Annotated in this window: 16 protein-coding genes; 9 read left to right on the top strand and 7 right to left on the bottom strand. The window is 65.0% G+C overall.

Annotated elements, in window-relative coordinates:
- Positions 1–8: 8 nt before the first annotated feature.
- The 4 genes from ABZ720_RS01940 (at position 9) to ABZ720_RS01955 (ending at position 4,916) form a co-directional block, all read left to right on the top strand.
- Positions 9–812, top strand: a complete 804-nt coding sequence (locus ABZ720_RS01940; RefSeq protein ID WP_366553245.1) for an ABC transporter permease — start codon at positions 9–11, stop codon at positions 810–812.
- Positions 809–1,456: an ABC transporter ATP-binding protein gene (locus ABZ720_RS01945; RefSeq protein ID WP_366553247.1), complete on the top strand. Its 648-nt coding sequence runs from the start codon at positions 809–811 to the stop codon at positions 1,454–1,456. Before ABZ720_RS01940 ends, ABZ720_RS01945 begins: the two co-directional genes overlap by 4 nt.
- Positions 1,457–1,465: 9 nt before the next feature.
- Positions 1,466–3,070 carry a KpsE/RkpR family capsule polysaccharide export protein gene (locus ABZ720_RS01950; protein ID WP_366553249.1) on the top strand — a complete coding sequence of 535 codons (1,605 nt, stop codon included), beginning with the start codon at positions 1,466–1,468 and terminating at the stop codon, positions 3,068–3,070.
- Between the two features lie 127 nt (positions 3,071–3,197).
- Positions 3,198–4,916, top strand: a complete 1,719-nt coding sequence (locus ABZ720_RS01955) for a polysaccharide biosynthesis/export family protein (RefSeq protein WP_366553251.1) — start codon at positions 3,198–3,200, stop codon at positions 4,914–4,916.
- A gap of 38 nt (positions 4,917–4,954) precedes the next feature.
- On the opposite strand, the gene ABZ720_RS01960 is transcribed toward ABZ720_RS01955, so the two are convergent.
- Positions 4,955–6,649: an N-acyl-D-amino-acid deacylase family protein gene (locus ABZ720_RS01960; RefSeq protein ID WP_366553253.1), complete on the bottom strand. Its 1,695-nt coding sequence runs from the start codon at positions 6,647–6,649 to the stop codon at positions 4,955–4,957.
- 314 nt (positions 6,650–6,963) lie between these two features.
- Between ABZ720_RS01960 and ABZ720_RS01965 the strand changes: the two genes are divergently transcribed.
- Positions 6,964–8,337, top strand: a complete 1,374-nt coding sequence (locus ABZ720_RS01965; RefSeq protein WP_366553255.1) for a DEAD/DEAH box helicase — start codon at positions 6,964–6,966, stop codon at positions 8,335–8,337.
- Between the two features lie 80 nt (positions 8,338–8,417).
- Here ABZ720_RS01965 and ABZ720_RS01970 read toward each other — a convergent pair whose 3' ends face one another.
- From ABZ720_RS01970 to ABZ720_RS01980, 3 genes are read right to left on the bottom strand one after another with little or no spacing between them, the layout of a single operon-like run.
- Positions 8,418–9,869, bottom strand: a complete 1,452-nt coding sequence (locus ABZ720_RS01970) for an efflux transporter outer membrane subunit (RefSeq protein WP_366553257.1) — start codon at positions 9,867–9,869, stop codon at positions 8,418–8,420.
- A complete protein-coding gene (locus ABZ720_RS01975) occupies positions 9,869–11,800 on the bottom strand; it encodes a MacB family efflux pump subunit (protein WP_366553259.1) in 1,932 nt (643 codons plus the stop codon). The genes ABZ720_RS01970 and ABZ720_RS01975 overlap by 1 nt, the downstream gene beginning before the upstream one ends.
- Positions 11,797–12,957, bottom strand: coding sequence for an efflux RND transporter periplasmic adaptor subunit (locus ABZ720_RS01980; RefSeq protein WP_366553261.1), 1,161 nt, complete (start codon positions 12,955–12,957; stop codon positions 11,797–11,799). The genes ABZ720_RS01975 and ABZ720_RS01980 overlap by 4 nt, the downstream gene beginning before the upstream one ends.
- 219 nt (positions 12,958–13,176) lie before the next feature.
- Here ABZ720_RS01980 and ABZ720_RS01985 point away from each other — a divergent pair, with 219 nt between their 5' ends.
- Complete coding sequence (locus ABZ720_RS01985) at positions 13,177–13,965, top strand: class II aldolase/adducin family protein (protein WP_366553263.1); 789 nt, start codon at positions 13,177–13,179, stop codon at positions 13,963–13,965.
- A 52-nt stretch (positions 13,966–14,017) separates the two neighbouring features.
- Positions 14,018–14,572 (top strand): OmpA family protein, encoded by a 555-nt coding sequence (locus ABZ720_RS01990; RefSeq protein ID WP_366553265.1) that lies wholly within the window; start codon positions 14,018–14,020, stop codon positions 14,570–14,572.
- Between the two features lie 25 nt (positions 14,573–14,597).
- Here the strand turns inward: ABZ720_RS01990 and ABZ720_RS01995 are convergent, their stop codons facing one another.
- Entirely contained in the window at positions 14,598–15,809 is a 1,212-nt protein-coding gene (locus ABZ720_RS01995; RefSeq protein ID WP_366553267.1) for a class I SAM-dependent rRNA methyltransferase, read from the bottom strand.
- 18 nt (positions 15,810–15,827) lie between these two features.
- A complete protein-coding gene (locus ABZ720_RS02000) occupies positions 15,828–17,030 on the bottom strand; it encodes a multidrug effflux MFS transporter (RefSeq protein WP_366553269.1) in 1,203 nt (400 codons plus the stop codon).
- A 185-nt stretch (positions 17,031–17,215) separates the two neighbouring features.
- Between ABZ720_RS02000 and ABZ720_RS02005 the strand changes: the two genes are divergently transcribed.
- Entirely contained in the window at positions 17,216–17,515 is a 300-nt protein-coding gene (locus tag ABZ720_RS02005) for a hypothetical protein (protein ID WP_366553270.1), read from the top strand.
- Between the two features lie 3 nt (positions 17,516–17,518).
- Here the strand turns inward: ABZ720_RS02005 and ABZ720_RS02010 are convergent, their stop codons facing one another.
- Positions 17,519–19,540: a methylmalonyl-CoA mutase family protein gene (locus tag ABZ720_RS02010; RefSeq protein ID WP_366553272.1), complete on the bottom strand. Its 2,022-nt coding sequence runs from the start codon at positions 19,538–19,540 to the stop codon at positions 17,519–17,521.
- Between the two features lie 166 nt (positions 19,541–19,706).
- On the opposite strand from ABZ720_RS02010, the gene ccrA reads away from it, so the two are divergent.
- Positions 19,707–21,020, top strand: a complete 1,314-nt coding sequence (gene ccrA, locus ABZ720_RS02015; protein WP_366553274.1) for a crotonyl-CoA carboxylase/reductase — start codon at positions 19,707–19,709, stop codon at positions 21,018–21,020.
- The last annotated feature ends 93 nt before the right edge of the window (positions 21,021–21,113 follow it).

A 21,113-nucleotide genomic window follows, 5' to 3' on the forward strand; every position in this document is an offset into this window, starting at 1 on the left:
AAGCCTAGATGAATCCTACCCGGAGCTTCGGCGATCTGGGCCGCAGCTTGACGGTCCAAAGCAGAGTCATCTACGCCCTGATTCTGCGGGAAATGCAATCCCGCTTTGGCCGGTCAAACATCGGCTATCTCTGGGCCCTGGTAGAGCCACTGCTGCTGGTGGGCGTGTTCACCCTCGGGTACGTTGCGATCGGCCGACGGTCACCGCCGCAGGGCATGGAATTCCTGCCGTTTCTGGCAACCGGGATCATCGCCTACCTCTCAATGCGCAACATCGCCTCCCGCATGTCCAGTGCCATTGAGAGCAATCGCAGCCTTCTCCTCTTTCCACAGGTCACACCCTTCGATCTGATGCTCGGACGCCTGCTGCTGGAAACAGCCACCTTCATCGCGGTCTTTGTCGTGATTATCGGTGGTGGCGTTCTGCTCGGTTTTGCCTCGCCGCCGGATCGGCCGTTCCTGCTGCTGGTCACCGTTATGTATACGGCCCTGCTTGGCGCCGGCATCGGCATGCTGCTGGGCGCCATCACGATGAACTTTCCCTGGGTCGACCACTTCATGCGCCCGACTTGGCGGCTTATGCTGTGGATCTCTGGGATTTTCTTCACACTGAAGCAGTTGCCCATGTCGGTGCAGGACATACTCGTCTGGAACCCGATCCTGCACGTGATCGAATTGATGCGCGCTGCCTACTTTGCGCAGGTTGAGCCCTACCGGGTGAGCTATGGCTACGTGAGCTGGTGGATTCTGATCACCATGTTCCTTGGCCTGCTGTGTGAGCGGATGTTTCGCGACCGGAGGAAGGAAAAGTGATCCAACTCCAGGGCGTCACCAAGTACTATCGAACCAACGAAGGTCGACACTATGTGTTTCGTGACCTGACCGAAGATATCCCCACTGACTGCAACGTTGGGATCCTCGGTCGCAATGGCGCCGGCAAATCGACTCTCCTGCGAATTCTGGCCAAGGCCGAAGCACCGAACCGGGGCATGGTCCGTTCCAACGTTCGCTTATCCTGGCCCATGGGTTTCAGTGGTGGATTCCAAGGCTCGATGAGCGGAGCTGATAACATCCGCTTCATAGCCCGAATCTACGGCGTCAACTGGCGAGACGCGGTGGACTTCGTGCAGGACTTCGCCGAGCTCGGCGACTACATGCACATGCCTATCAAGACGTACTCCTCGGGCATGCGTGCCCGCCTTGCCGTGGGCATGTCCTTTTTCGTCAAGTTCGACTGCTATCTCATCGACGAGATTCCGGGCGTCGGCGATTCCCGTTTCCGCCGGCGCTTCACCCAATCCTTCGGGGAATTGAAGAAACGCTCCACGATGATCCTGATTTCGCACAGCGAGGCAACCATCCGAAAGATCTGCGACGTGGTCTTTCTTCTCAATGACGGTACGCTTGAGCGCTATGACGATGTCGACGAAGCGCTACGGCTTTACCGCGAGATGTAGGCGACTTACATGGCCCACTTAGACGATCTTTCCAAATACCGCCGCCCTGATGAAGCAGCCGACAGCGCCGCGCCTCAGAAGGCTGGAAGTGACGCGCCCGCGAATGGCGACAAGGCGAAAGCCGAAGCCGAGTCAACAGCGCAAAAGGCAGGGCCAGCGAAGTCTGATGACGATGCTGCTCGGCGCGAAGCGCAGGTTGCCAAGCGCAAAGCGCGTCAGAAGGCCAAGCTGAAGGCAGTACCTCCTCCCGAGCGTCCGCCAGCAGAGGAAGCCGACGACGATCTCTTTGATGACGATATGTTGGCAGAAAAGAGCAGTGCTCCAGCCGCTGCGCCTGCGAGGAAGAAAGCTGCCAAAGCCTCTTCGGCGCGGGCCAAGTCCGGCGCAGTGGCTCGTGCTCCCAGGCGCGAGGACAACGAAGACAATAGCGACGACCCTACCGCAAAACCTGCGACGCAACCCGAGCCTCGAGATGCCGGTTCGAGCCTTCACAAGGGCAAGACACGCCCCAGTTTCTTCGCACGGCTGAAGCGCTGGCTGCCGGCGCTGCTGATCGTCGGCCTGCCGACCTTGGGGGGTGTGCTCTACTACGGTTTCATCGCCTCGGATCTCTACTATACGGAAACGCGCATTTCCGTGCGCTCACAGAGCGCCACCGGCGCGCCCTCGCTCATGAGTTCGGCCATCGGCGGCATTCAGCTGGGCAGCGCCTCTATCGAGGCCGACAGCATCGCGGAGTTCGCTACCTCGCATGACGCTGTCCAGCAGTTGACGACACAGGTGGACCTACGGGAAATATTCTCTCGCGACGAAGGGGATTTCCTGTCGCGCCTGTCCGCGGATGCCCCGCTGGAAGACCTGGTCGATCACTTCCAGAACCGCGTCGAGGTCACCTATAACCAAACCACCGGCATCATTACCATCGGCGCGAAATCCTACCGACCGGAGGATTCCCGTGGGATTCTGGTCGCTCTGAACGAGATAAGCGAACGTTTGGTCAATGAGTTCAATCAACGGGCCGAAGCAGACTCGCTGCGTCTGGCACGCAGCGAGGTGGATCGGGCCGAGCAACGCATGGCCGAAGTGCGTCGCGAGCTGCTGCAGTTCCGCCTGTCGAACCAGGAGCTCGACCCGGAACAGCGCTCGGGCAGCATCCTCGGCATCATTTCGGGCCTGGAGTCCGAGTATGCTCAAGTGGCCTCTCAGTTGGGTGAGATGAGCAGCTACATGGACGGCGACAGCATGCAAATGACGTCGCTACGCAACCGTCTCAACGCCATCGAAGAGCAGATCCGGGTCGAGGAGCAGCGTCTGACCGGAGACGACGGGGAACGACGCTATGCAAATGTGCTGAATGACTATGAAATGTTGACCCTGGAGCGCGAGCTGGCGCACCAGGATTATACCTCCGCTATCGCGTCCCTGGAGAATGCCCGCGTCGAGGCCCAGCGCCAGCAGGTTTATCTCGTCCCCATCGTCTCGCCGCACCAGGCAGAAGCCGCCAAGTTTCCGCGACGGGAAGAGAACATGGCTTTGATCTTTGCGGCTTCATTGTTGATCTTTCTCATCGGACGCCTGATCGTGACAGGCATCAATGACCACCTCATGAACTGAGGCTGGAGTAAGAGGTGGCGTGAGAAACATGCATTCGGGAGGCTCGTCGGGGCCGGCACTCGGGGGAAGGCCAAACAACCCGACTTGCATCTTCCCACGCATCCATTTGGGCAGGGGACAGCCAATCGTGCGCTTACTGTTGATACTTTTCGGCTTCGCGCTGCTCCTGGGAACATCCGGGGATGCCCTGGCTCAGGCAGGGCAGGCAGTGACTTCGACCCAGGCAGACTCCGAGCAGCGGGTGGAGCCGCCGCCGCCTCGGGCTCGCCCCGACGACGGGTCGGTTCAAACACAGCAACCAGGTCGCTGGCCCCAGGTGGTCGTGCCCGACACACCGGAAGATCCCTTCGCCGCACAGCTCCCGCCCTTTGGCGCCAGTCTGTTCGAGGCACCGGGAATGGCCGGCGGCCAAGGACCCAATCCCAACTATCAGGTGGATGTCGGCGACCAGATCCTGGTCAGCACCTGGGGACAGGTTGAACAGGAGATCACGACGGCCGTCGACCCCCAGGGCAACATCTTCCTGCCCGGCATCGGCCCCGTCCATGTCCGCGGCGTTTCAAGTGGCAGGCTCTCGCAGCACGTCGAACAGGAGGTGCGTTCGGTCTACCGTGAGAACGTGGGCGTTTACGCGACACTTGCGAGCACCCGCGCCATCGGTGTCTTCGTCACCGGTTTTGTGGAACGCCAGGGCCGCTTCCCCGGAGCTCCTTCGGAATCGGTGATCGACTTTCTCGCCAAGGCTGGCGGTGTCGATCCCAACCGTGGCAGCTACCGCGATATCACCATCCTGCGTAATGACCGCGTCATCGCTCGCGCGGATCTCTATGACTTTCTCCTGAGCGGCCAGTTGCCCCGCATCAATTTCCAGGAGGGAGACACCATCCTCGTGGGCGAGCAGCGCAGCACGGTGACTGCGGAAGGCGACATTCGGAACAACTACCGCTTCGAGTTTCCGGTGGGTGGGCCGCTGACGGGTGCGGAATTGATCCGGATGAGCAGGCCGCTGCCCAAGGCGACCCACGCACGCGTGATTGGCAGCCGCAGCGGCATGCCGGAGTCCGATTACATTCCCCTCGACGTCTTCGAGCGCGAGGAACTGCAAGACCAGGATCGGGTCACCTTCGGTGCCGACCAGGCCGGCGAAACCATCATGGTGGAGGTGAGCGGAGCGCACATCGGCCCCTCCACCTATGTCACCAGCCGCAATGCCTCGCTGCTCCAGCTTCTCGACTACATCAAGGTCGATCCCGAACTGGCAGCCGTGCACGCCGTCCATCTCCGCCGCGAGAGCGTTGCGCGGCAACAGGAGGCCTCGCTAGAAGCCGCGCTGGACCGGCTGGAGCGCTCGCTCGTCAGTTCCACCATTGATCTTCAGGGCGAGGCGACAATTCGCCGTGCTGAAGCCGAGATGGTGATGGGCTACATCGAGCGCGCCCGGCGGGTCGAACCCGATGGCACCGTGGTGGTGGTGAATTCACGCGGCCAGTTCGTCGACCTGCGCCTCGAAGACGGTGACGAGATCATCATCCCGCCGCAGCGGGGCGTGGTCATGGTCTCCGGCGAAGTCATGGCACCGCAGGCTCTGGCCTTCGAGGAAGGGCAGACCGCGCGCTTCTACATCGGGCGCTCGGGTGGCCTGACCGATCGGGGCGACAGCGGAAAGGTCATACTGCGCCGCCTCAATGGCCAGGTCGAAGTGGTGTCGCCCACAACGGTCGTCCGCGCGGGGGACGAGGTCATCGCGCCGCCGCGCGTCGACTTCAAGGGCTGGGTCTTCGCCCAGGAGCTGGCGCAGATGATCTACCAGCTAGCCGTTATCACCCGGACGGTTATGCTCTTCTGATCGCTGCAGTAAGAAGCGCGCCATGGTGTCCTGATCTCTCAGGGCGCCGTGGCGGTTCTTGGACGCATCAGCTGCCCCGGCGCACGGTCTGAAGATAGCCGCCCCTGCCCGTCAACGATCCGCACGCCATTCACCCAGACACCCTGCAGGCCGATTGCGTCGGTCGTCAGGCGGGCTCCGCCTCCAGGCAGGTCGTGCACCCGGCGATTGGGACCGCGATCAACAGTCTCAGGGTCGAAAAGCAACAGGTCCGCGGCGTAGCCCGGCGCCAGGCGGCCGCGGTTGGGCAGGCGGAAAATCTCGGCGGGCTTGGCCGTCAGTTCCCGCACCGCCTCCTCGAGGCTCAGGACACCCCGCCGGCGGGCCCAGTGCCCCATCAGGTGCAGGCCGAAGCCGGCGTCACAGAAGAAGGTGAGGTGCGCCCCGGCATCCGACAGCGCCACCGAGGCATCGGGATGGCGAATCATCCGCCCCACGGCCTCCTCATCGGCGTTCAGCAGTATCGCGGTGAAGAGGCTTTCCAGATTCTCCGACAAGCCGAAGTCCAACAGCCAGTCCAGCGGATGCTGGTCGGCTTCTGCCGCAAGCTCTGCGATGCTGCGATGCTCCAGGTGCCGATTCTCCTCACGCGCCGCCTCGGTGAGCGCCAGCTTGTCCCATTCGCCATTGAACAGCCGCACGCCGGCCGGCTGTTCCAGTTCCTCCTTCACGGACTGCCGGAAAGCCGCATCGGCCAGTAATCTGTGCAATTCTTCGCCGGTGGCAGCCATGGCCGGCTGCCAGGCCGTAAGGCTTTCCAGCGGATAGGCGGATGCCAGGGAAAAATCCATCGTCAGGGGACAGCAGCTCACCTGGCCCCAGAGTTCGCGTCCGCGCGAGCGCGCCTCGGAAATCTGGGCCAGTTCCTTGAAGGTGCCCTGCGGGTTGGTGGGATTGTGCAGCAAGGCCGCGATCATCACAGGGCAATGGGCCGCGCCTGCCAGGGCTTCGAGCCAGGGTACGTCCGTGTGATTGCCCTTGGTCAGCATGAAAAGGCCGCGACCTGATCCGGCCATTTCCCGCACCAGGGCGTAGTGCTCCCGGTCGTCTGCGAGCCGCGAGGGCATGGGAACGCCGCCCCAGCCGTTGTGCTGAGGCGCTGTCGAGGTTGCGAAGCCGATGGCACCGGCTGCCATGGCCGCCCCGACGTGGCGGCGCATCTCCGCCACTTCTTCATCCGTGGCGGCGCGTTCCACCGCCGCATCGCCCATGACGTAGCTGCGCAGGGCGCTGTGGCCGAGGAAGGCCGCCACATTGGCCTGGGTCCCGCGCCGTTCCAGCGATGCGAGGTACTCGGGAAAGGTCTCGAAATCCCAGACGATGCCCTGGCGCAGGACGTCAAGAGACATGCCCTCCACCTGGGTGAGGTTGCGCATCACCAGTTCGCGGTCCTCTTCCCTGCAGGGGGCGATCGTGAATCCGCAGTTGCCGATCACGACGCTCGTCACCCCGTGGGCCGGCGACGGGGATAGGCCGGGATCCCAGGTCGCTTGCGCGTCATAATGGGTGTGGGTGTCGATGATCCCCGGCATGAGGGCGAGGCCGTCGGCATCAATGACCTCCGCGCCCTTCGGAACTGCAAGGTCCGGTCCCACAGCGTCGATGCGACCGGCGCGCACGGCCAGATCGCAGTTCTCCCGCCGCGACTGACCCGACCCGTCGAAGAGAGTTGCGCCCTTGATGATGAAGTCCATTGGCCCCTGCCTCCCACTGCTTTTTCTTAACTGTCAGTGCCAATCCTAGCACGACACCGCAAAAGATTCCTTGCACGTGAGACCAAAAGCAGGCATATCTTGTGCACTGCACAACGCAGTGTTCGGCGCAGCGGCCGCGTGAACGGGATCCCAAAAGATCATCGTCTCGCCGCGCGCCCGTCCTTTCACAGCGATCGCCCAGTCACGCGGGGCATCTCCACACCATCCCCGCGTTCAGCGCACCAGGGTTGCCGCCTTTCGGCGCATCCCGTGCGTGCCACGCGATTGTTGATACACGAAAGCGAGTTTCCATTTTGACACAGTTTACTGACCTCGGCCTGGCCGAGCCGCTCATGCGCGCTCTGACCGACGAGGGTTACACCACGCCCACTCCGATCCAGGCGCAGGCCATTCCCGGCGTTGCCGCCGGTCGCGATCTTTTGGGCGTCGCACAAACCGGCACCGGCAAGACAGCGGCTTTCGCCCTTCCCCTGCTGCATCGTCTGCATGAGATGGGCGGCCGCCCGAAGCGCAAGAGCTGCCGTGTCCTCGTCCTCAGCCCCACGCGTGAGCTGGCCAGCCAGATTCGCGACTCCTTCCGCGCCTATGGGCGGCACCTGTCACTGACGACCGCCGTGGTCTTCGGCGGCGTGCCGATCAATCGGCAGATCCGCACCCTGCAGAATGGCGTCGATGTGCTGGTAGCCACTCCCGGTCGCCTGCTTGACCTCACCGGTCAGCGCGCCTTGGACCTCACCGGCGTGGAGATGTTCGTCCTCGACGAGGCCGACCAGATGCTGGACATGGGCTTCATCCAGCCGATCCGGCAGGTGGTGGCACAGCTGCCCAAGCGTCGCCAGAACCTCTTCTTCTCCGCCACCATGCCGGGAGACATCGCCAAGCTGGCCGGAGAACTGCTCACCGATCCTATGCGCGTCGCAGTGACACCGGTGGCCTCGACCGCCGAGCGGGTGTCCCAGCGCGTGATCCTGGTTGACGGGGTCGACAAGCGCGGCCTGCTTACCGAGGTGCTCAACGACGTCGGTTTCGACCGGGCCCTGATTTTTTCCCGCACCAAACACGGCGCGGACAAGATCGCCCGCAACCTGACCAGCGACGGCGTGGCGGCCGAAGCCATTCACGGCAACAAGTCCCAGGGCCAGCGTGAGCGCACCCTTGGCGCATTCCGGCAGGGCCGGGTGCGCGTGCTCGTCGCCACGGATATTGCCGCGCGCGGCATCGACGTGGACGGCATCAGCCATGTGGTGAACTACGATCTACCGAACGTGCCGGAAAGCTATGTCCATCGTATCGGCCGCACGGCGCGCGCTGGTGCCGACGGCGAAGCCATCTCTTTCTGCAATGCCGAAGAGCGGGCCTACCTGAAGGACATTGAAAAGCTGATCCGTCAGGAAATCCCTGCCGAAGACCGCCGTCGCGGCAACGAACCCGAGTTCATGCCCAGGCCCAAGCAGGGCCGTGGGAACGGCAAGCCGCAGCGCTCGTCGCGTCCTGCCAACAACGACGCCGGTTGGAACAAGGGGCCGCGCGCCGGCAAGCCGCGGTCTCGCCCGGCGCAGGCCAACGCTCGCGGCAACGGCCGAAGCGCCGGCAAGCCCAGTGGCGATGGCGGTCGCCCCGACATGGGTGGCGTCGGCTTCATGCGTGAGCGCCGCCGCGCCGGCTGAGCACTGCTGCTAACTCCTGCGACCGTGCCTCCTGCTTGGAGGCACGGTCGTGGCAGGCTGCAACAGCCGGGACAAGTGGGCTACTCAGTCTGAGCCAGGCGCAAGCCTGGAGCTTCAGGATCGTATCCTCCGCCCAGCGCTCGATAGAGACCGATGGCAGCTTCCAGTCGCGCCTGACGTGCTAGGATCGCCTGAGTCTCGGCGTCGATCAGGCTGCGTTGGGCTTCCAGAAGATTAAGAAAATCCACGGCGCCGGTGCGAAACTGCGCTTCGGCGATAGCCAGCGCTTGGCGCGCCGCGTCCAGCGCTTCCAAACGGGCGCTTTCAATCCGGGCCTGCGCTTGCGCATCCGACAAGGCCGTCACGACTTCCTGCAGCGCGCTCAGCACAGATCCGCGATAGCCTTCCAACAGGGCAACCTGTTGCGCCTCTCTGCTCTCAATGCCGGCACGTCTTGCGCCACCATCAAAGACACTTTGGGCCAAGCCGGCACTCACGGTGAGCACCAGACCGGCTGGATCCAGCAGGGAGCGCAGCGCATCGCTGGCGGAACTGCCGGCGGCGGTCAGTGACAGGCTCGGAAAGAGCGCGGCCCTGGCCACCGCCACGTCGGCCGCAGCGCCAGCCAGTTCCGCTTCGGCCGCACGCAGATCCGGACGCCGCCGCAGAAGCTCTGCCGGCAGGCCCGGGGATGGCAGTGGCACGGCCAGATCCAGCATGGCTTCCCCGTTGCCAAACTGAGCGCCGGGCGCATCGCCCAGGAGGACAGCCAGGGCCGCTCGGCGAGCTCTGACCTGCCGTTCGAGGTCGGTTGCCCGGGCTTCCAGACCAGCGATCACGCTGCGCTGCTGGGCCGATTCCAGGCCGGAACTGGCCCCGGCCCGTTCGCGCACTGCGGTCAGGGTTTCCACCTCGCGCGCCAGTTCCAGGCTGCGCCGGGTGGCATCGATCTGCCGCTCGAGCCCCAGCAACGCGATATAGCCCAGAGCCACTTCCGAGACCAACGAGAGCGCCACGGCCTCCTGATCGTAGCGGCTCGCCAAGGCCCGCGCCGCCGCCGCCTCCACCGATGCGCTGTCTGCGCCCCAGAGATCCAGTTCATAGCTGGCCCGCAGGCCGAGACTGTAGCTGGATCCACCGCCGTCCTGAGGGGGATCGACGAAGGGCCGGCTGTTGCGGCTGGCGCCGCCATCGGCGTTGACCTGAGGCAGCAAGCCGGCGCGATTGCGCCGCAGCTCCGCATCGGCCCGGGCGATACGCGCGGCCGCAGCCGACAGATCGGGATTGTTGTCGATCGCGCGCGTGACGAGATCGTCGAGAACGGGGCTGTCGAAACGCTGCCACCAGTCCGCTTCCGGGAAGGCCACGTCCGCCGGTGCCAGTTCTGCAAGTTGATAGCTTTCGGGAACCGCTATCTCCCGGCTTTCGGGCGGCGGCCGTGTCGCGCAGGCGCCGAGTATCAACACGGCTGTGGTCAGCCCAAGAACGGCTCGCCCGCGCCCGAACCTTCGCAGGTTGTTCCGTAGCATCATCAATCCGCTCCCAGAGCACGCACGGGGTCGAGCTGCGCGGCGCGGCGCGCCGGCATCAACCCGAAAACGAGCCCGATCAGCATGGCACAGGCCGCCGCTCCGACGATGGGCGGCAGGGTTATGAGGACGGGCGTTCCCAGGGCGCCAACGCCCCAGGTCACGGCCAAGCCCAAAAGGACACCGATCCCGGCCCCAAGTCCGCATACGACCAGGGCTTCGACGAGGAACTGCGCCATGACATCACGTGGCCGAGCTCCCACAGCCATGCGCACGCCGATCTCGCGCGTACGCTCGGTCACGGAAACCAGCATGATGTTCATCACACCGATCCCCCCAACCAGCAGCGAAACCGCGGCAATCGAGCCGAGAAGCAGCGTCAGGGTTTGCTGCGTTTCCTCCACCGAGGCAATCAAGGCTGCCCGGTTGCGGATCGAGAAGTCACGCAGTCCATGACGCTCCAGCAGCAGCCGATCAATCGCCGCCTCGACGTCATGAACATCGGCGCCGCGCTCTACCTGGGCGGTGATGGAGCGCAGGTGCTGCTGGCCCAGCAGGCGAAGCTGCCCAGTGGTCAGGGGCGCAATGGCCACGTCGTCCTGATCGGAGCCCCAACTGGTCGCACCCTTGGGCGTCAGCACGCCAATGACCTGCAACGGCACGTTCTGCGCCAACACCCATTGGCCAATCGGATCGCTTCCGGCGGGAAAGAGCGCCTCGGCCACGGTCTGTCCGAGCACCACGACGGGGGCATAGCTGTCGAGATCGCTGTCCTGCAGGAACATCCCGGCCGCAACCGGCCAGTTCTGCAGGGCGGCATAATCGGCGGACGTTGCCAACAGGCTCGTGCGGATGTCCTGCAAGCCGGCGCGCAATGTCATCGAACCGCTGATTTCAGGGGCAGCAGCGCGCACGTTCGGCAGGCCAGCCACCGCCTCGGCATCGGCCGCGGTCAGCGTGGCGTCGCCGCCGCGCTGACCGGGTGCGCCGGGGCGCACCACGAGCAGGTCGCTGCCCATGCCCTGAATACGCGTCACCACCTCGTCCCGGGCGCCATCTCCGATGGCCAGCATCACGATGACGGCGCCCACGCCAATGACGATACCAAGCAGGGTCAGCAGGGTGCGGAAGCGATTGGCTGCCAACGAACGCCAGGCAATGCCGGCCGCTTCACTGAGCGGCAGGCCTCCGCTGCGTTTGGCCGAACTTTGCAGAGGCGCCACAGCCCCTGCCCCAGCGGGATCGTCGATCGTGCCTGTGTCGGAGACGATGCTGCCATCCACGATCTCGATCCGCCGATCGGCAGCGGCTGCCACGGCGGGATCGTGGGTGATGAGAATGACGGTCCGGCCTTCGGCGTGCAGCTCGCGCAGCAGGCGGAGCACCTCCTGACCGCTGGCGCTGTCGAGTGCCCCGGTGGGCTCGTCGGCCAGAATGACATCGGCACCGTTCATCAGGGCGCGCGCGATCGATACACGCTGTTGCTGGCCACCGGACAGCGCCGAGGGACGGTGGGTCACGCGCTCACCCAGGCCGAGCCGTTCCAGCAGGCCACGCGCCCGCTCGCGCCTTTGGCTCCGCCCGAGCCCGGCATAGAGCGCCGGCACCTCCACATTGCCGAGGGCATCGGCGTTGCCGACCAGATTGTACTGCTGAAACACGAAGCCGAAGCAATCACGACGCAGCCGCGCCAGGCTCTCCGGGTCGAGATCCCCGACCTCCCGGCCCTGGAAGCGATAGTGCCCGCCGCTTGGCTGATCCAGGCAGCCGAGCAGGTTCATCAGGGTCGACTTGCCGGAACCGGAACTGCCGACAATGGCGACGAACTCGCCGCGTTCGATGGCCAGGTCGATCCCGCACAGCGCCTCGAAGCGGGTGGCGCCCTCACCATAGGCCTTGCGCAGCCCAACCAGCTCGATCAGCGGCGCACTCACAGGCGTGGCACCCGCTGTCGGCTGGCACCCACTTGAGCGACACCAGATGCGGGGAGTTGCAGCGCGATCTGCTCGCCCTCGCGCAGACCGTCACGCACCTCGACGGCGACGCGGTTACGCAGGCCGAGCACGACCTGCCGGGGCTCGAGCTTGCCGTCCCTCTGGACCAGCACCCGACCTTCCTCTTCGCCCTGGGCATTCGGGCCGAGGCTTTCCACCGCGCTCAGCGGGACCTGCAAGGCGTCCTCGGCAGCATCCCGGACAAAGAAGACCTGGGCGGTCATCTGCGTCAGCAAGCGCCCGTCCTCGTTCGGAACCTCGAAGAGCGCCTGATAAAGCACGACGTCGTTCACCACCTCCGGGGTCGGCAGGATCTGCCGCAAACTGCCTTCCCAGCGCCGGTTGCGGTCGCCCAGCGTTGTGAAGTAGGCGCGCATACCCGGTTCCAGGCGCATCACGTCGGCTTCGGATACCTGGGCGCGCACGGTCATGGTCGCGAGATCGGCGATGCGCAGAATGATCGGGGTAGACTGGTTCGCATTCAGGGTCTGGCCCACCTTGGCATCAAGGGAGACCACGGTCCCACTCATCGGCGCGTAGAGCCGGGTGTAGCCCAGGTTTGCCTCGTTGGCGCGCAACGCCGATTCACTCTGGGAGATCTGTGCGCGCAGCCCCATGATCTGCGCCTCGGCAACCTTCACGGCCGCCTCGGCCGATTCGTAGGCTTCCCGGCTGGTGGCGCGTTGCGCCAGGAGCTGCTCGGCACGCTCGAACTGACGACGGGCCAACTCCAGTTGCGCCTCACGCTCGGCCAGCGAGGCTTCGAGCCGCCGCAGCTCTGCCGCGTCGGAGTCGACCCGGGCCTGAAACACATCGGCATCCAGTTCCGCCAAGAGATCACCTTCAACAACCTCCTGGCCCAGTTCCACGTGCAAGGCCTGGATCTGCCCGGACACCTGCACGCCCACGTCCACGAAATCCTGTGGTTCCAGCGTTCCCAGGGCACTGATCTCGTCGCGCAGCGTCCCCTTGGTGACAGGCGTGGTCATCACCGCGTCGTTGCTGGCGGGCGTAAGGGCCGACCAGGCCATGCTTCCGCCCAGGCCGGCCAGAAGCAGCAGGACTACCGCGCTTGCAATGTATGGAGCTTTCCGCACTCTCTCCCCCGGGCCGCGCAGTGCGGCCTCATTCCACTCGCATCTCTGATTGCCTTTACGCAGTGGAACGCATCGGGCATCCCCCCGACGAGCTGCTCGCGAGGAGAGAATCGGCGCGAACAGGGCGGCCATGCGGCACGCGGCCGGCAAGAGGACTCGACGTCACCACGGGCTTTCGCGCAGACTGCGGCGCGCGCCAGATAATCAGGAGAGCATGCAATGTCCGCCGAGGTCGAAAACCTGACCCCCTTACGATCAACGCCGGAGATCGGCGATGCCGAATGGCAGGTCCGTCGCAACCTCGCCGCCTGTTACCGCTTGATTGCGCACCACCGCATGACCGATCACATTTACACGCACATTTCCGCCCGGGTGCCGGGTGAACGCGGACATTTCCTGATCAACCCCTATGGCATGACCTTCGACGAGGTCACAGCCTCCTCCCTGGTCAAGATCGACCACGATGGCAACAAGGTGGTCGACAACGGCTTCGACGTGAATCCGGCCGGCTTCACAATTCACTCGGCCATTCACGGCGCGCGTGCGGATGCCGCCTGCGTGCTCCACACCCACACCCGCGCCGGCGTCGCCGTGTCCTGCCTGAAGGAAGGCCTGCTGCCGCTCAACCAGATCGCATTGCAGTTTTACGGCCATCGGCTCGCCTATCACGACTACGAGGGCATCGCCCTGGACCTCGATGAGCGCGAGCGTTTGGCCCGGGATCTCGGCCAGGCCCAGTCGCTGATCCTTCGCAACCATGGTCTGCTGACCGTGGGCCGCTCGGTGGCGGAGGCCTTTTCTCTGATGTTCTACCTGAACCGCGCCTGCGAGATTCAGGTGGACGTCTGCGCGATGAACCAGGCGTACGTGCTTCCCTCGGCGGAGACCTGCGAGTACACGGCGCAGCAGTATGACCGCGGGCTGGGCAGTGGGACCCACGAGTTGGACATGGAGTGGAACGCTCACTTGCGCGTTCTCTCCCGCGCCAATCCAGGTTGGGATGCCTGATCCCGTCCTTCCGAACAGAACCCTTCTTCCTTCCCCTCGAGTGGAGCGATCCATGCCTCGACAGCTGTTGCAGTGGTCCGGTTTTTGCCTTCGCAGCCTTCTTCCGGCGTTCATGCTGCTCGTTCTCGCTACCACCGCGCAGGCTGCGGACAGCAACGATGCAGCCGCCCACGTGGACAGCACCGACCGTCCTGTAGACTTGGCGACCTACTGCCGCTACTTCCGCACCTCGCCCTACTGCGCGCCAAAGCTCTCAGGCGACGATGGTGGTCCGCGGCTTTACGTGATCTATTTCGATCCCGAAACGGCGGAAATCCGGCCCGGCGAGGAAGCCATGCTGCGCAGCGCTCTCGCGGCCGCCAAGTTGGAAACCCGGGCGCCGATCGCCGTCACTGGCCATACTGATCGGCTGGGTGACGAAGAGGAAGCGATCGACCTCTCGGTGCGGCGGGCGGCGGCCGTGAGCGACTGGCTGATCGAGGAGGGGATCGAGCCCGAGCGCATCTCCCTGTCGGGCGCCGGCTACTCTCGCCCGATGCTGCCCGCACGCGACGGCGGGGAAGAGAACCTCAATCGCCGCGCCGAGATCATCCTGGACATCTTCTGAGCGGAGCGCGCCCGGCGGGCCCGCCTCAATCCAGGGCAAGGAACAGGGCCTTGAGATACTGGGTTTCCGGCAGGCGCGGGTCGACCGGGTGGTCAGGAGCCGCGCCGGCGCTGCGCAGCAGGCGCGCCGGCCGTCCTGATTCCGCCAGGCCCCGGCCGATCTGGTCCACGAAGGATGCCAGATCGACGTGGTGGGAGCAGGAGCAGATCACCAGATAGCCCTCCGGCGCCACCACCTCCGCGGCGAGACGGGCCAGCTTGCGATAGGCCCGCAAACCCTGCGGCAGGTCCTTGCGGCCTTTCACGAAGGCCGGCGGATCGGCGATCACCAGATCGAAGCTGTCCCGCTTCTTGGCAAGGTGCTCTAGCGCTGCGAAGGCATCGCTCTTGCGGAAGGTGCAGCGCTCGGCCACGCCATTGAGCGCCGCTGCCTCTCCCGCCAGTTCCAGCGCCCGGGCCGAGCGATCGAGACCCATAACCGCCTGCGCACCGGCCAGGGCCGCCTGAATCGAGAAGCCGCCCGCAAAGCAGTAGGCATCGAGGACCCGGGCGCCCTCCGCTGCGGTGCGGATCAGATCCGCGGCCCAGCGGCGGTTGTCGCGCTGATCATAGAACCAGCCGGTCTTCTGTCCCTCGCTCAGGTCGGCGAGGAAACGGGCACCATGCTCCCTTACCTCCACCGGCTGCTCCACCGAGCCGCGCAGAAGGCGCACGTAGCTGTCGAGCCGCTCCAGTTCTCGCACCGGCGAATCGTTGCGCAGCAGCACCGTCTCAGGGGCGATCACCTCATCGATCGCCTCGAGCAGCGCCGGGGTGAGCGCTTCCATCCCGGCGGTGTTGACCTGCAGCACCAGTGAGTCACCGAAGCGGTCGATGATCGTCCCCGGCAGTCCATCGGCTTCCGCATGCGCAAGCCGATAGAAGGGGACGCCGACGAGCCGTTCGCGGATCGAGAGCGCGCGCTGCAGACGGCGGCGGAAGAAACCGGCATCGATGACCTCGGCCGGATCGCGCGACAGGAGACGGGCCGCGATCAAGGGATGGCGGTTGAACAGGAAGGTGCCGAGCTCCTCGCCGCCGCTGGAAAGCAGCCGCACGAGGCTGCCCGGCGGCAGAGCCTTCACCTCCGCCGACATCTCGATTTCGTTGGAATAGACCCAGGGGTGGCCCAGCCGCAGGCGCTTCTGCGCCTTCGGCTTCAGCCGAATGATCGGCCGGTCAGGATTTCTTGTGGACATGCCGCGGAAGATAGCGCCTCACGACGCACTGTCCAGCGCCGCCGAGCCCAACAGGAAACGCTGGCTCGCCAGGGCCACCAAGGCAGAGAGGAACATGACTGCCATCATGACCTTGGGCGTGCCGTCCTGGAACTGGCCGACGAACACGCCCAGAACGGCCGCACTGCCCATCTGTACAAACCCCAGCATCGCCGAGGCCGAGCCGGCCAGCCGGGGAAAGGGCCGCAGGCAACCGGCCTGGCCGTTGGGCATCACCAGACCAGTGCCGAGAAAATAGCAGGAGGCAGGCAGGACGATGCTTGCGACCGAAGCCACGCCCAGGAGAGCAAAGCCCAGTCCGCTTACCGTCGCGACCAAGAGAGCAATAATACCGAAGCCGATCAGTCGGTCGATGGAGAACTGCGCCTGCAATCGGGCGCTGGCAAAACTGCCGATTACATAGCCGCAGATCACGCCGGCGAAGCTGAGGCCGTAGGCCAGGGGAGTGAGCCCCAGTCCGCCGATCAAGGCAAAGGAGGAACCGGAGATGAACGCGAACATGCCGCCATAGCCCGCGCTCACCGTCATCACATAGCCAAGGTACTCGCGATTGCGCAGCAGGCCGGCGTAGTTGGCAATCAGTTTTCCGGCCTGGGTCGCAGTGGGGTCGCGATAGCGGTTGGTCTCCGACAACACCAACAGCACACCGGCGAGTGCGATCACACCGAATAGGAGCAGCAACAGGAAGGTGGCCCACCAATCGAACCACTGCGTCACCAGTCCGCCCAGGATCGGTCCCAGGGCCGGGGCCAGGGCCATGGCCATCGCAACGTAGGAAAGGGCGCGGGCCGCCTGGTTGGGGCCATAGAGATCGCGCACCACGGCGCGCCCGAGCACCGGTCCTGCGGCGGCGCCGAGCGCCTGCAGCAGCCGCCCCGCGATCAGCCATTCAATCGAGGGCGCCAGCAGGCAGACCAGGCTGGCAAGCAGGAACAACAGAATGCCCCCGACAAGCACCGGTCGCCGGCCAAAGCGGTCGCTCAGCGGCCCGTAGATCAGCATGCCACTGGCAAAGCCGACCAGGAACACCGAGAGGGTCAGCTGAACCGTGCCTGCGGACGCGCCGAAGACCTCGCCCAGGCGTGGCAGGGAGGGCAGATAAAGGTCCGTCGAGATCGGGCCGAAGGCGACCAGGACGATGACCAGTGGCAGCAGCAGCGGATGGCGCCGGGGGGAATCCATGGAAGACAGTCTCGGCAATGGCGGTAACAACGGCTGCGCGCAATTTAACCCGGTACAGCCATGCCGCCAGCCCTCGGCAGAGTCTGGGAGACCTGCGGCTCGCACATGAGAAACAATGACCGCTCGTAAGGGCAGGATGGCTACCCCAACTAGAGAGCTTCACACTTTCAAAGCCAGAGGTCCCAATGGCACGCAAACACCAAAAAGCACAGCAAAGCCTGGTCTCGGGATCGCTCACGCTCCCCTTCCTCTGGTCTGCTCTGTTCTCCGCTTCCCTCGAGACAGTTGCCCGGCGCAGCCTGCTGCTCGCCACCGGCAACTTCACGCTTGGAGAATACCAGCGGATGATGTGCGAGAAAGCTACCGCGCTGCAGGGAACCGCCGTGGCCGCCGTTTCGCCTGCACCCACACCGGAGGCACTTCTGGCCCCCTGGCACCGCATCGCCAAGGCCAACGCCAAGCGTCTACGCCGCACCCAGAGTTAACCCTCACTCTTCCTGCCAGCGGCTGTCCACGATCTCTACGATCCGCGCCAGAATGCCGGTGATGTCGTAATCCTTCGGCGTGAAGACCGCCGCAACGCCGGCCTTCCGTAGGGCGTCGGCATCTTCCGGGGGGATGATGCCACCCACCACGAGCGGCACATCCTCCATACCCTCGCGTTGCAAGCGCGCCAGCGTATCCTCCACCAGCGCCCGGTGACTGCCGGAGAGGATCGACAGGCCGATCACATGCACGCCCTCCTCCAGGGCGGCGCCGACGATCTGCCCCGGCGTGAGGCGGATGCCCTCATAGACCACCTCGAACCCGGCATCGCGGGCGCGCACAGCGATCTGCTCGGCCCCGTTTGAGTGGCCGTCGAGGCCCGGCTTGCCCACCAGCATCTTGATGCGCCGGCCGAGGCGTTCCGACACAGCCTCCACACGCTGGCGCAGCACGGTCAGTTGATCACGGCCGCTGCCGCGCAAAGGCGCCGCCTTCCCCACCCCGGTCGGGGCGCGGTATTCGCCCCAGACACGGCGCAACGTCTCGCCCCATTCACCAGTGGTCACACCGGCATGGGCGCACGCGATGGAGGGCTCCATCACGTTGCGTTCCTCACGTGCGGCAGCTTCCAGTTCCCGAAGGGCCGACTCCACCGCGCCACCGTCGCGCTGGGCGCGCCAGGCCTGGAGGTTCGCGATCTGCTGGGCCTCGGCTTCGGGGTCGGGCAGGAGAAACCCGCCATCGCGGCTTTCGGTCAGGGGCGAAGGTTCGCTTTCCGTGAAGCGGTTGACGCCCACGACGACCTGCTCGCCGGCCTCGATGGCCCGGAAGCGTGCGACAGCACTCTCCACCAGCCGCTCCTTCATGTAGCCGTTCTCGATGGCCGCCACAGCGCCGCCCATGGCCTCCACCTTGGCCATCTCCGCCTTGGCCTCGGCGCTCAGCGCGGCAACCTTGGCCTCGACCACCGGATTGCCGTCGAAAAGATCTTCGTACTCCAGCAAGTCGGTCTCATAGGCCAGGATCTGCTGCAAACGCAGGGACCACTGCTGGTCCCAGGGCCGCGGCAGGCCGAGCGCCTCGTTCCAGGCGGGAAGCTGCACCGCGCGGGCCCGCGCCCGCTTCGACAGCACGACGGCCAGGGTCTCGAGAAGAATGCGATAGACGTTGTTCTCCGGCTGCTGCTCGGTCAGGCCCAGGGAGTTGACCTGCACGCCGTAGCGGAAGCGCCGGTACTTTTCCTCAGTGATGCCGTAACGCTCGCGGCAGATCTCGTCCCACAGCTCGGTGAAGGCGCGCATCTTGCAGAGCTCGCCGACGAAGCGCAGCCCGGCGTTTACGAAGAAGGACATGCGCCCGACCACCTTGGGGAACTGCTCGTCCGGCACCCGGCCGCCATCGCGCAGCGAATCCAGCACGGCAATCGCCGAGGACAGGGCATAGGCCAGTTCCTGGGCCGGAGTCGCCCCGGCCTCCTGCAGGTGATAGCTGCAGACATTGGTCGGGTTCCATTTCGGCACCTCGGCCACGGTGAAGGCGATGACATCGCCCACCATGCGCAGCGACGGCCGCGGCGGGAAGATGTAGGTGCCGCGGGAGAGGTACTCCTTGAAGACGTCGTTCTGCGTCGTTCCCTGCAAGGCGGTGCGCGCCACGCCCTGCCGCTCCGCACTGGCGATGTAGAGCGCCAACAGCCAGGGCGCCGTGGCATTGATCGTCATGGAGGTGTTCATCCGCTCCAGCGGAATGCCCTCGAACAGGCGCTCCATGTCGCCCAGGTGGGAAATCGGCACGCCGACCTTGCCCACCTCGCCACGCGCGAGCGCGTGATCGGCGTCATAGCCGGTCTGGGTGGGCAGATCGAAGGCCACGGACAAGCCCGTTTGCCCCTTCGCCAGATTGCCGCGGTAGAGCGCGTTGGAAGCGGCGGCCGTGGAATGGCCCGCATAGGTCCGGATCAGCCAGGGCGGATCGGGTTCCCGCTTCTGCTGCAATGCACTCTCCGCGCGCTGTGCAACGGCCATAATTCGTCCCCTGAAACAGCTTTCTTCAAACTCCGTCGACCATAACAATATAAAAATTGCTTGCAATGGATATCAGTCGCAAGATTTAATCGTTTTGCATCGCAGCGAATGATGCGAACTCAGGGTCGCCGAGTGCCAAACCGGCTTGTCAAAGGAGAGTGCCGAGATGAACAGCGCAGCCGCCCCCTCCCCCGCCGCAACGAAGCAAGCCGCCGAGGTCGTGGCCCTGCGTCCGGCGCGCACGGCCAAGGATCTCTACGAGGTGGGCGAAATTCCGCCGCTCGGCCACGTGCCGAAGCAGATGTACGCCTGGGTGATTCGCCGCGAGCGGCACGGTGAGCCGGAAAGTTCAATGCAGCAGGAAGTCGTCGAGGTGCCGGAGCTCGACAGCCACGACGTGCTGGTTATGGTGATGGCGGCCGGCGTCAACTACAACGGCGTCTGGGCCGGCCTCGGCAAGCCGATCTCCCCCTTCGACGTCCACAAGGCCGAGTATCACGTCGCCGGTTCCGACGCCGCGGGCGTGATTTGGGCGGTGGGCTCCAAGGTCAAGCGCTGGAAGGTCGGCGACGAGGTCGTGGTCCACTGCAACCAGGACGACGGCGACGACGAGGAGTGCAACGGCGGCGACCCAATGTTCTCCCCCTCCCAGCGCATCTGGGGCTACGAGACACCGGACGGCTCCTTCGCGCAGTTCTGCCGCGTGCAGGACCGCCAGCTCATGCCGCGGCCGCGCCACCTGACCTGGGAGGAGAGCGGGTGCTACACGCTCACCCTCGCCACGGCCTACCGCATGCTCTTCGGTCACCGGCCGCACATCCTGCGCCCGGGGCACAACGTGCTGGTCTGGGGCGCTTCCGGCGGCCTCGGCTCCATGGCGATCCAGTTGATTGCGGCAGCCGGGGCAAACGCCATCGGTGTCATCAGCGACGAATCCAAGCGCGACTTCGTGCTGTCGCTGGGCGCGCGCGGCGTCATCAACCGCAAGGACTTCAACTGCTGGGGCCGTCTGCCGGATGTGAACGGAGAGGCCTTCTCCGACTACATGAAGGAATGCCGCAAGTTCGGGAAGGCAATCTGGGAGATCACCGGCAAGGGTAAGGACGTCGACTTCGTCTTCGAACATCCCGGCGAACAGACCTTCCCCGTTTCCTGCTTCGTGGTGAAGCGCGGCGGCATGGTGGTCTTCTGCGCGGGCACCACCGGCTACAACCTGACCATGGATGCCCGCTTCGTGTGGATGCGGCAGAAGCGCATCCAGGGCAGCCACTTCGCCAACCTGAAGCAGGCGGCGCAGGCGAACACCCTGGTCGTCGAGCGGCGGGTCGATCCCTGCATGAGCGAGGTCTTCGCCTGGGACGACATCCCGCGCGCCCACACCAAGATGATGAACAACCAGCACAAGCCCGGAAACATGGCGGTGCTGGTGCAGGCGAAGCATCCCGGTCTGCGCACCCTCGAGGACGCAGCTGAAGGCTAAAGGCCCGGAACGTTGGCCTGGCAGGGAGGGAACCGTTAGCATCCCTCCCTGCCGTCCGTGCCCAGCCAGTGCTCCACCGGCCATTGAGCCGGT

The organism is Aquibaculum sediminis (assembly GCF_040712085.1).
GTDB lineage: Bacteria > Pseudomonadota > Alphaproteobacteria > Kiloniellales > DSM-21159 > Aquibaculum > Aquibaculum sediminis.